The sequence below is a fragment of the Protofrankia sp. CiP3 genome (assembly GCF_917627345.1).
Taxonomy (GTDB): Bacteria; Actinomycetota; Actinomycetes; order Frankiales; family Frankiaceae; genus Protofrankia.
Window position 1 is genome coordinate 1 of record NZ_CAKJTM010000056.1, and the last position, 564, is coordinate 564.

General features: G+C 74.8%; 1 pseudogene. It reads right to left on the reverse strand.

From position 1 onward, the window contains the following. Positions 1 to 564, reverse strand: a pseudogene (locus MJ797_RS17620) (recombinase family protein); the annotation flags it as partial.

Consider the following 564-nt stretch of genomic DNA (forward strand, 5'->3'; position numbering starts at 1 on the left):
CCCGGCGGCGACGAGCTCGCGGACCCGGGCGGCCAGCCGCGGGTAGTAACTGAGCTGGGTCAGGCAAGCCACCGGGCGCACCACCTCCCCGTCGGTGCGGTGCCCGCCGGCCCAGGCCACCTGGACCGTCACACGCTCGCTGACCCCGACGACCTCGACGCGGACTGTCTCAACGAGCAGGCGCAGCAGCTGCTTGCGGTCGGCGTCGGTGGTGGTAGCTGCCTGCCACAGGGCGGGGACATCGGCGGCCAAGGCGCGGATATGGTCGCGTTCGGCGGCGGCGAGCACACGCGGGCGGGCCGCGGCGAACCGGTCGTACTCCTCGCCCAGGCGTTGGCGCTCGGCCAGCGCCGCCTCCCAGTCCTTCTCCAGCTGGCGTACCACCAGCCGGTTCTCGGGCTCGGCCAGCCGGTACTGACGGCGGGCACGGTCGGCGGCGACGTCGGCCCGCTCCAGGCCCTGCCGCCAGATCCGGTCCACCTGCGCCCGCTGCGCCTCGACCTGCTCGGCCGCCGCCAGGGAGATCTCCAACGCGGCCGGAGCGAGGGCTTCGAGCACCAAGGC